The sequence below is a fragment of the Empedobacter sp. UBA3239 genome (genome assembly GCF_002362875.1).
In the GTDB taxonomy this organism is placed as follows: domain Bacteria; phylum Bacteroidota; class Bacteroidia; order Flavobacteriales; family Weeksellaceae; genus Empedobacter; species Empedobacter falsenii_B.
This window is the reverse complement of record NZ_DEVJ01000070.1, coordinates 361-11,248: the sequence shown is the minus strand read 5'-3', so window position 1 is coordinate 11,248 and position 10,888 is coordinate 361. Positions and strand designations below refer to the sequence as shown.

General features: G+C 31.4%; 5 protein-coding genes. 3 read left to right on the top strand and 2 right to left on the bottom strand.

The features are described from left to right. Positions 1-1,416 precede the first annotated feature (1,416 nt). From B4G36_RS10975 to B4G36_RS10965, 3 genes are read left to right on the top strand one after another with little or no spacing between them, the layout of a single operon-like run. Entirely contained in the window at positions 1,417-4,389 is a 2,973-nt protein-coding gene (locus B4G36_RS10975; protein WP_291064027.1) for a SusC/RagA family TonB-linked outer membrane protein, read from the top strand. Between the two features lie 12 nt (positions 4,390-4,401). Then, a complete protein-coding gene (locus B4G36_RS10970; protein ID WP_291064025.1) occupies positions 4,402-5,799 on the top strand; it encodes a RagB/SusD family nutrient uptake outer membrane protein in 1,398 nt (465 codons plus the stop codon). Then, on the top strand, positions 5,789-8,296 hold the full coding sequence (locus tag B4G36_RS10965; RefSeq protein WP_291064023.1) for an alpha/beta hydrolase family protein: 2,508 nt from the start codon (positions 5,789-5,791) through the stop codon (positions 8,294-8,296). Before B4G36_RS10970 ends, B4G36_RS10965 begins: the two co-directional genes overlap by 11 nt. 33 nt (positions 8,297-8,329) lie before the next feature. On the opposite strand, the gene B4G36_RS10960 is transcribed toward B4G36_RS10965, so the two are convergent. Together B4G36_RS10960 and B4G36_RS10955 are read right to left on the bottom strand one after the other, a co-directional pair. Further along, positions 8,330-8,596, bottom strand: a complete 267-nt coding sequence (locus tag B4G36_RS10960) for a DUF6520 family protein (RefSeq protein ID WP_147279993.1) — start codon at positions 8,594-8,596, stop codon at positions 8,330-8,332. Positions 8,597-8,668: 72 nt separating this feature from the next. Continuing rightward, positions 8,669-10,126, bottom strand: coding sequence for a DoxX family protein (locus B4G36_RS10955; protein ID WP_286496313.1), 1,458 nt, complete (start codon positions 10,124-10,126; stop codon positions 8,669-8,671). Between the last annotated feature and the right edge of the window lie 762 nt (positions 10,127-10,888).

The window sequence follows — 10,888 nt, the reverse complement described above, 5'->3', positions numbered from 1 at the left end:
TGAGATTTTAGAGTTGTATTATGTACAAAGTAGTATGTATTTGAGGTTAAGACTAAGGTTGAGAAAGAGGATTGATTTTAGATGTGAGAATTGAGATTTTAGATTTGTGAAATGTATTATGTATTTAAATATTGAAAAAGGATCATAAAAATGTCATATGATTTGGAGACGAGTGTCAAAAAGTTGAGGGGCATGGTTAAAATGTTTTACTGTTTGCGTAGCAAATGATTTAAAACATTCAATGGCTGAAACTTATTTTGACCGTCGAAAATCAAAGACAAGAGTTTTTTGATTACTTTTTTGCTCATAAAAAAGTGATAGAAAGGTTATTCTCGTTTTTCAAAACTATATTTCATTCATTTTTTTTCTTGATAAAAAAACATTTGAAATTAAAAGGAGAAGCTCCAGTGGAGCTTAGGTATAATGCTTACAAGTCGGTCAATAACGGCTTACTCGCTAAATGCTTTAGAACATTCGCATATGAAATGCGAACATAAATCATTTTTAACGCTCTTTACGCCGAATTGACACTCGACTTTTCAGCAATGACGGGTTTGAATTCATTGTTTAAAAGGAATTTGAATATTAAAAAAGGATGAAGAAAATGGCATTAAAACTCTCACGTTAAGAAAATGTTTGAATGGAGCGTTAAAAAGGTTTTAGCCCGTAGGGTTTGTAAAATCTTTAGTGGAATGAGAACATTTTTAGTAGAGAGGTTTACAGCCAAGAGTTTTTTGATTACTTTTTTACTCTTAAAAAAGTGATAGAAATTACTTTACGTTCATTTTTATTCATGAGTTATTATTGTTTTCAAATGAATTCATATGCCCTTTGTGGAACTTTGATGAAAAAACATTTGAAATTAAAAATTTGAAATTAAAAATTTGAAATTAAAAGGAGAAGCTTTATAAGCTTCGGTAATATTACTTTTTGCTTGACGCAAAAACGAACCAAAAACGTCAAGACTGCGATTTTCGACGTTCAATTACCATTTTACGCACTAAAAAGATTAAATGATTCGCATACGCTCACTAATCTTTTTTACGCTTGTTTCAATGGATTGAAACTCGTCTGCAAATCTTATGTCGACTCTAAAATTCGTTCTTGACAACGAATTTGAGTATTGAAAAATGTTGTTCACCACATAGATACATAGAACTGGATGATGAAAAATAAAGAGCAATAGAGTAGATAAATCTATTAAACATAGTTAGCAGCTCGCTATGTTTCTGTTTACTGAACTATGGAATCTCTAAAATAAAAAAAGATAAAAACCTATGTTTCTATTGTGGTTAAAAAATAACTTATAACGTAAAAAAAATAAAACCTCCTTTCCCTAAAACAAAGTTGGCGCGATGTACAGGAAAAGGAGTGGCTTTTAAAACTAATGTTGAATTTTAAAACTATTGTAAAATTATGAAAAAATTTTACTTCAAACTCAATAGGCATATAATAAGTGTGCTATTGGGATTGTTTTGTGCAACACCTATGTTGGCACAAACAGGAAAAACCGTGACTGGAACGGTAAAAGAACTACAAGTCCCACTGGTGGGCGTAATGGTAAAAGAGGAGGGAACCGATAATTCCACCTTTACCGATGATAATGGACAGTATTCGTTGATTTTACAACAAGATAATGCTAAACTAATTTTTGAGCAATTGGATTTCCCTATTCGAGAAGAAGAGGTATTGAATAGAAGCGTGATCAATGTAAGTTTTACAAAAGAAGACAACGGGATTCAGCTGAAAGATGTGGTAATAAATGCAGGGTATTACTCCGTAAAAGACAAAGAACGAACGGGTTCTATAGCACGTGTTACCGCAAAAGAAATAGAGAATCAACCTGTCAATAATGTGTTGGATGCCTTGCAGGGTAGAGTAGCAGGTTTAGAAATTACCCCAACCACAGGAACAGCAGGTGGTGGATATACCATTCGGTTAAGAGGACAGAATAGTATAAATGCAGGAAATGATCCTTTGTTTATAATAGATGGAGTTCCGTTTGATATGAATTCGATGTCCTACACCAGTATTTCCAATACCGTAATGCCCAATTCAAACATTAATCCGTTGAATTCTATTGATCCAAAATCAATAGAGAAGATTGAAGTTTTAAAAGATGCAGATGCTACCGCTATTTATGGATCACGTGGTGCAAATGGGGTGATTTTGATAACGACTAAAAAAGGACAAAAGAGAAAAACTACATTTAATATAGATTCATCGATTAGTGTCAATTCCATTACAAAAAAAGTAAATCTTCTAAATACAGAACAATACCTCATGATGCGAAAGAAAGCATTTGAAAATGATGGAATTACAAATTACCCGACAAATGCGTATGATATTAATGGAGCATGGGATCAAACGCGATATACCGACTGGCAAAAAGTACTAATAGGGAATACTGGTACAACCAATAATACAAGACTAAATATTATGGGCGGTAGCGAGCAAACAAGTTTTATGATTGGCACCAATTTTATGAAAGAAACTTCTGTTTTATATGGGGATTATAGCTATAAAAAACTGAATGCCTTTGTCAATCTTAATCATTCTTCTAAAGACAATAGATTTAAAGTAGGTACTGTCCTAGTTTATGGAGATGATAACAATGTATTACCAATAGAAAACTTAGCGCGTACAGCTAAAAAATTAGCTCCCAATGCACCCGCTTTATTCGATGAAAATGGAAATCTAAATTGGGAAAATAATACATGGACAAACCCTATAGCATCTACTTATAGTACATATCGTAGTCATGCAAATGTGTTGAATACCAGCTTTAATATGAGCTATGCTTTAACGGATCAATTAACATTTAAAACGAATATAGGTTACAATCATTCAATTTTAAAAGATAAAAGTTTCAATCCACATACAGTAAGAAATCCTGCTTATGGTAATACAAGTGCCGATAGTAGTGTCATAATGAATGAGAATGAAAAAGAAGTATGGTCAATAGAACCGCAGTTGGATTATCATCTTAGTTGGACAAATAGTGAAATTAACTTGAATGTAGGAGCAACTTTTATGATGAACGAACAAAATCAGTTGGTTACAAGAGGAGTTGGCTTTGCAGATAATGCACTAATGAATGTGATGAGCGCAGCAAAAGCATTTCAATTTCTGCAAGATATTTCTTCACAATATAAATACAATGCGATCTATGGACGATTTAATTACAGTTTGTATCAAAAATATATTCTTAATCTTACAGCAAGAAGAGATGGATCAAGTCGATTTGGAGAAGCCAATAAGTTAGCAAATTTTGGTGCAATAGGCGCTGCATGGATTTTTTCGAAAGAACATTTTTTGAGTGATCAATCGTGGTTGAGTTTCGGAAAATTGAGAGGGAGTTATGGAATTACTGGAAACGACCAAATAGGGGATTATCAGTATTTGAGTACATATTCTATAAAACAAGACGGTTATGATGGAACAACCTATTTAACACCTTCTCGTTTACATAATCCGAATTTTTCATGGGAAAAAAATCGAAAGATAGAAGGAGCAATAGAATTGGCTTTTCTGAAAAATAGATTAAATCTTGAAGTAAACTATTACCACAATCAATCCAATAATCAGCTAATAGGCTATTCGTTACCTGCTACAACAGGGTTTAAAACAATTCAAGCAAATTTGGATGCAGTAGTGGTTAATAAAGGATTAGAAATTGCTCTCCATTCAACCAATATTAAGAAAGATAAATGGCAATGGGAAACATCCTTTTTAATTACATTTCCAAAGAATGAATTAAAAGCGTTCGAAAATCTAGCTCAATCCAGTTATAGCAATCAATATGTTATTGGGCAATCTATAAATATCACAAAGCTATACAATTATATAGGAATAAACCCTGTAAATGGAACTTATATGTTCGAGGATTATAACAATGATGGAAAAATAAGTAGTGCCGATGATCGTAGAATATATACTGATTTCAATCCCAAATGGTACGGAAGTTTAGGAAATACCATTCGTTATAACAATTGGAATCTTGAGGTACTTTTTCAATTCTCGAAAAAGAAAGCCTACAACGAACTGCATACGTTAAATGCAGCAGGTACATTCTTCAATCAACCTGTTTCGGTTATAGATGAAGGTCGAACGCAAATTTATACAACAGGCTCTAATACAAATGCTGTTGTTGCCCAAAATTATTTTTATACAAGTACTGGAGTTGTAAGTGATGCTTCTTTTGTGAGGTTAAAATCACTTTCGATAAACTACAATGTACCTCTTAAGAAAAATTATAAAGTCGCTTTATATGCGCAAGGTTTTAATCTGCTAACGCTTACGAACTACAAAGGAGGGGATCCCGAACAAATTGAAGATTTTTTACCTCCATTAAAACGTATCGCATTTGGAACAACTATCTCATTTTAAAAAATTGAAACCATGAAAAATAATAGAACAATATATGTGATGAATAGATTCATCCTATTGATTGCCATATTTACATTGGCTGCTTGTAATGATTGGATTGAAACAGATGATCCTAAGGGAGAAATAAAAATTGAAAAGGTTTACAACAACGAGCAAACTGCTAATGCAGCAGTTGCGAGTATTTACAAAGACATGAAAAATGATGGTTTGTTGTCGGGAAGTACAAATGGATCAAGCGTATTATTTAGTTTGTATGCAGATGAACTTGATTTTTATGGTTCTACGAGCAATAACCTTTCAATGTTTCATTCCCATCAATTATTGCCTTCTAATACACTTGTAACGTCTATATGGGCAAATAATTATAGAATTATTTATGAAACAAATTTAGCTATAGAGGCATTAAATAATTCAACGAATTTATCCCTTGAGTTAAAAAATAAATTGATAGCAGAAGTGTTGTTTATTAGAGCATTTACGCATTTTAATTTGATGAATCTATATGGTAAAATACCCTATATCACTACATCTAATTATCAAATCAATCGATATGTTTACCGTGATGAAATAAAGATTGTTTACGATAATATCGAAAAAGATTTGCTCCAAGCAAAAGGTTTATTGGTAAATAATGTGGCGTCTACTGCGAGTAACAGAGCAACTATATATGCAGTGTCAGCCCTATTAAGTAAGCTGTACTTATACCAAGAAAAATGGGATAAAGTAGTGAGTGAATCGCAAGGAATTGTTCAAAATAAGAACTTTTCATTTCAACAACCAATAGAAAATCAATATAAAAAAGAAAGCAAGTCTACAATATTTCAATTTTCATCGACCATAAATGGTGAAAATACGTTAGAAGGATCATATTTTATTATTAATAGCGGACCTCCAACTCGGGTAGCTTTACGACAAGATTTTATAAACCTGTTTAATCCACTCGATAAAAGGTTACAATTTTGGACAAAGAAAGTAAGCAATACAACAAATACACAATCTTGGTATATACCGTATAAATATAAAGAAAATGCAAATACAGGTTCAAGCAAAGAGTTTTCTATTGTATTTGGTTTGTCAGAAATAATCTTGATGAGAGCAGAAGCTTATTTGCATACAAACGAATTGGCATTGGCAGTGAAAGAAATTAATATCATTCGAGAGAAAGCAGGGTTAAATCCGTTTAATTCTTCTAATCCAAATGAGATTCAAAAAGAACTTATACTTCAAAGAAAACTAGAATTGTTTACAGAACATGGAAACAGATGGTTTGATTTGAAACGTTGGAAAATAGCTGAGGAAACCCTAAAACCTATAAAATCAAATTGGAAACCAAGAGATTTAATTTTACCAATTCCAGAAAGCGAATTATTGATTAATCCTAATCTAAATCCTCAAAACGATGGCTATTAAATATGTCAATTCAATACTAGTTATACTGTTTGTCTGTTCGGGATACTTTTCAAAAGCGCAAGAGAATCAAAAAACTTCGAATTGGACTAAACATACTTTATTTACAGACGTAAGTAGCGATGGAAAGTGGGTTGTTGTAAATGATATGCAAGATAAAAATAATGTTATACTTGTACAGACAGAATCTGGTGTTAGAAAAGAATTGGGGTCAATCATTCTTTTGAAATTTTTGAAAAATAATGATATACTATCTTTTGTTGATGATAAATCAAATTTGCATCTAATTGATTTAAAAACACTAAAAACAATCTTGCAAGTTGAGGTATTACATAAAAGATATTTTACAAATCATAATCAAACGATAATTTCATACCTAAGAAAGGGCGAAAAAGAGAAAAAAGATTTACAGTTACTTGATTTGAAGAGTAACAAGTCATATACGATACACGATGTTGAAAACTACCAGTGGCATCCCGCCAAAGATGAGTTAATTTTTCTAACATCAAATATGGATTCTAACACTAAAACATTAAAAAAATGGGAATCGGGTTCAGAAAATCAGCAGTCTCTCTTTATAACTCCAAAAAATGAAGTGAAGATCATAGGGTGGCAAAGCAATCAAAAAAGTATACTTCTATTAGAAAACACGGTCGACGGAGGGATACTTTACACGATTAATACCCAAAATAAGGAGGTAAAATCTTTGGCTTGTAAAACATTATTTTCTGATGAGGTAGTTCGTAAAATAAATGGTTTTGATACTACTAGTGATCGTAACGGAATAGTCTTTTTTAATGTAGATATCGTAAAGAGTAAAAATGATAATTACAGTATTTGGGATACCCAAGATGCTTTAATCGCACCTAGAAAAGCTGTTGCAGAAAAATATGTTTTGAATAAACAGAGCATAAGATGGGATACAAAAACGAATGAATTTTCTATCATTACTTCAAATAAATTGAATGCTGTTATCATTAAACCTAATTTTAATTATGCATTAGCATATGACTTTTTAGAAAATGAACCTTCTACAGAACAATATACTGTTGCCGATTTATACCTAAAAAATTATGAAAAAGGAGAAGAGAAGTTAATTGTTCCGGCACATTATTTTTCTTACGACTATCTTTCGTTTTCGCCGAGTGGAAAATATATCATGTATTTTAAAGATAAAAAATGGTGGGGGTATGATACTGTAAATGATAAGCACATTGAGATTACCATACCATCAAATTATTCTTTATATAAAACAAACGATATGTATTATAAACATCCAACACCATATGGAGTAGAAGGGTGGTCTATAAATGAAAATGAAGTATTTGTGTATGATGAGTTTGATATTTGGATGTATGATATAAAAAATGGTACTGCTAAAAGGTTAACAGCTAGTAATGGGGATATAAGTTATAGATTTAATAAAAAAGAACGAAAAAATACCTCTCACATTGATATCAATCAAAAGTTGATGTTAGATCTATCGACCAAAGATGAGCAAAATGGTTTTGCTTTTTTTGAAAAAGGTAAAATTTTACCAATTGTCTTAGAATCCTATACAATTGAAAATACTGTATGTATTAACAAACGAACGTGTTTTTTTAAGAAGTTTAGGTATAACGTATCTCCTGTTATAGAGCGTGTAGATTTGGCTACGAAAAAAAGAAAGATAGTATATCAAAGTAATCCCAATTTGGCAAAGTTAGATTTAGGTAAAAGTGAAAGTATAGAATACAAGAACATAAAAGGAAACAAATCGAAAGGGATTTTACTTTACCCAACTAATTTTAATCCTACCAAACAATATCCTGTTATTTACTATATATACGAGAATATGACGTATAAAGTAAATCAGTTTGCAAGTCCAACAAAACATACGGAGGACGGTTTTAACATTCTTAATTATATATTGGATGGGTATTTTGTTTTTTTACCCAATTTAGAATATCAAATAGGGAATTTAGGTGAATCAATTGTCGTGAATATAGAAAATAGTGTAGAAGAACTAATAAGTCGATCTTATATTGATAAGAATAGATTAGGACTAATAGGGCATTCGTTTGGTGGTTATGAAGCGGCATTTATAGCAACACATTCCAATTTGTTTAAGGCAATTGTAGCGGGTTCTGGCGTGATGGATTTGGTTTCTTGGTCGCATGATGTACAATGGGAAGGTTGGTTTAGAGAGCAAGCATGGAGGTTAGAAAGTCAGCAGTTTCGAATGAAAGATAGTTATTATACGGATAAAAATAACTATATAAGAAACTCACCTTTCTATCAGGTGGAAAACATGAAAACACCTTTATTGTTGTGGGCTGGTAAATCTGATTATAATATAAATTGGTATCAAAGCATATATATGTATATGGCAATGAAAAAATTAAATAAAGAAGGTAAATTGATTTTATTTAATAACGATGGTCATTATTTAACTCGTAAAGAGAATCAAGAAATGTTATATAATTCAATCTTAAGTTGGTTTAATACATATTTAAAATAAGAGAAAGGAGCTATTACGCTCCTTTCCTTTAAATTATGGTTGCCAATGCATCAAGTTTTGACTACATTGAGTACCATTTTTAAATTCAAATACTTCTTGAGAACCAATTGTACAACTTACAGTTCCTATGTTATTGCAAGTGGCATCTACCTGTTCACATTCTTCTAAATCATTGTAAATATATGCAGTTGCATACCCTGTAGATTCGTTAGAAGATTTCCCTTCAGTGGCAAATGCAAAAGCAACAGCCATCATTCCTACCCCAATTGGTAGCGTTTTTCTTAGAAAATTTGTTTTCATTTTGTATTTTTTTAATGTGGTGACTTACTCTATTATACAGGTTTTCAGTCTTCCCCTGCGTTGCGCAACGATTTATTTTTTTAATTGGTAACGATAGATTTCATCATCAATTACAGCGAAAACAGAGTTTTGGTATATTTTAAAATCCCTAAGTTGTTGTTTAGGTTTATGATAGAGGTAAAAACTGTGGAGATAATGGTTGTTTACGAGATCATATACATCTATGATGCTTGCACTTTGGTGTTCTTCTTCAAAATTTCCCAGTCGTTTGCTGTGGATGTAGAGATAATCACCATAGGTAGCTATCGTTTCATTCACTCGAATTGTCTTTGGACCTAATCGATAGTTTTGGTCTTTTTTATAAAAAGCAACATCAAGTTCTGGTTCATTTAAAGAATCGATGCTTTTCATAACATTTTTTTCATTCATCATAGAATCAAGGATGATAATTTCATTTTTATAATAATAGACATATAAAAAAATCTGATGTTGTTCATTCCAAATGAGTAATCCATCCAAATCAAATGCTCCATTTTGTTGGCTTTTTAGAGTTGTATCGTTTATTTTTAGTTGAAATCCATCCACTGTTTTATACAATATAGCGAGTGCTGTTTGTTTAGTTTTTTGACTTGTTACAGAAAGACCAAAATGATCATCTTTTCCAGGAACATATTGATTGTAATAAGCATTATCAATAGTTTCAAGAGAAGTCGTGTAATCATATAATATTCCTTTTTCTATAATTCCTACTGTTCCATCCCCTAAGTAGAAATAAGGGGAGTTAACGTATGTTATTATTCGTTTATAAGGGAGTAGCTCATTTTTTATTTTGATCCGATTATTAGTCACATTTTGTGTATGATAATCATAAGTTCTAAGAAATAAAGGAGCATTAGGATGAGCTAAATAAGCATAGCAACTATCAATACCTGCTATATAATATCCTGTGGATTCTAGATTGAGTGTAGTTAGTTTTTCTGCAAAATGCGGAATGTATTTACGTGTAAAAGCATTATTATATTGAGATTTTTTTTCAGATAAACCGTATATAATGGTTACACTAACAACTCCGATTATTGTAAGAGTAGTTTGTTCAATTATATAGCCTCTCCATGTTTGAGAGGATTTTGCTATTCTAATGCCAATTAGAGCCAAACATACAAATACGATATTAAAAATCAAATGTTCCGTCCATCCCATCTTTTCTAAAACTCCACCACAAGAACAAGGAGTAAACGCCGTGAAATGTAGAATAATGACAATATAAGTAGTGAACATCACCATTAAAAAAAGTGAAATTTGTAAGGCTAATTTTCTAGTTCGCTCAAACATCAAGAAAACTGCTGTTACAAGTTCTATAGCAATAATTCCATACGATATAGGAATCGCATAACTTGCTAATAAGGGCGATTGTCCTAACTGAGTTTGAAAAGTTTCAAAATCCATCAGTTTACTCACCGCTGCATAAATAAACAAAACAATAAATAGGTAGCAGATGAGCGTTTGTATAAACGGTGCAATTTTTCTCATCTTTTAGTATTTTAATTCATAAAAAATAACTTTCTAACATCTAACATCAGTTTTCATCTTCATCAATATTTCTCATATAGGGATCTTTATCACGAGGCGGGTCGTTTTTAGAAGGAATGCTATCCTTAATATTATCTTTCAAAGAAGAAGTAATACGTTCTGAATGAATTGGGGTGTCAATTAGAATATTTTCATATTCTATACAGCTATTGAATACAAAACACACAAGTACAATTAAATAAAAAGATTTCATAGTTTATTTTTTTTAAAGTTTGTATCGAAATTAGGTTTAGCGTAAAAAATAGGAGGTATGTCAATGCGTCAAAAACATAAAATGCATGTCTAATTTATAAATTCATACACTCCAAATGTTAAATGATTTGCGGTTAAAAAATGAATTTGAATATTGAAAAAGGATGTTGAGACTGGCATTAAAACTCTCACGTTAAGAAAATATTTGAATGCAACGTTAAAAAGGTTTTAGCCCGTAGGGTTTTTAAAATCTTTAGTGGAATGAGAACATTTTTAGTAGAGAGGTTTACAGCCTTGACTTTTTGGTTACTTTTTAGTCTGTTCCCCGAAGGGCATATGAATGCAAATAATAAAAATAGATAAGGAATGAATAAAAAAGTGACATTAATGAAAAGGAATACCTAAGCTCCACTGGAGCTTCTCCTCTTAATCTCAAATTTTTAATTTCAAATGTTTTTGTGTCAAGACTTCCCCAAAGGGTACATGAATTCATTTGAAAACAATAATAAC

Bases quoted from the DNA above. Each gene is read 5' to 3' on its own strand.
- B4G36_RS10965 (WP_291064023.1), top strand. From the start codon at position 5,789: ATGGCTATTAAATATGTCAATTCAATACTAGTTATACTGTTTGTCTGT.
- B4G36_RS10955 (WP_286496313.1), bottom strand. From the start codon at position 10,126: ATGAGAAAAATTGCACCGTTTATACAAACGCTCATCTGCTACCTATTT.
- B4G36_RS10970 (WP_291064025.1), top strand. From the start codon at position 4,402: ATGAAAAATAATAGAACAATATATGTGATGAATAGATTCATCCTATTG.
- B4G36_RS10960 (WP_147279993.1), bottom strand. From the start codon at position 8,596: ATGAAAACAAATTTTCTAAGAAAAACGCTACCAATTGGGGTAGGAATG.
- B4G36_RS10975 (WP_291064027.1), top strand. From the start codon at position 1,417: ATGAAAAAATTTTACTTCAAACTCAATAGGCATATAATAAGTGTGCTA.